Annotated in this window: 1 pseudogene; it reads left to right on the top strand. The window is 66.2% G+C overall.

Annotation, left to right across the window (positions count from 1 at the left end):
- Positions 1–361 (top strand): annotated as a pseudogene (locus ACLJNW_RS23650) (RNA polymerase sigma factor RpoH); the annotation flags it as partial.

The following is a 361-nucleotide window of genomic DNA, read 5'->3' as shown; positions in this document are numbered from 1 at the left end:
GCACTGGATCAAGGCGGAGATCCACGAGTTCATCCTGCGCAACTGGCGGATCGTCAAGGTCGCCACCACCAAGGCGCAGCGCAAGCTGTTCTTCAACCTGCGCAGCCAGAAGAAGCGCCTGGCCTGGTTGAACAACGAGGAAGTCCATCGCGTCGCCGAGAGCCTGGGGGTCGAGCCCCGCGAAGTGCGCGAGATGGAAAGCCGCCTGACCGGCCAGGACATGGCGTTCGACCCGGCCGCCGACGCGGACGACGAGAGCGCCTACCAGTCGCCGGCGCATTACCTCGAAGACCACCGCTACGACCCGGCGCGCCAGTTGGAAGACGCCGACTGGAGCGACAGCTCCAGCGCCAACCTGCAC

Origin of the sequence: Salmonella sp. SAL4457, from assembly GCF_046548235.1 — a bacterium.
GTDB classification, from domain to species: domain Bacteria; phylum Pseudomonadota; class Gammaproteobacteria; order Enterobacterales; family Enterobacteriaceae; genus Salmonella; species Salmonella enterica.
This window is presented reverse-complemented; position numbering and strand designations above follow the sequence as displayed.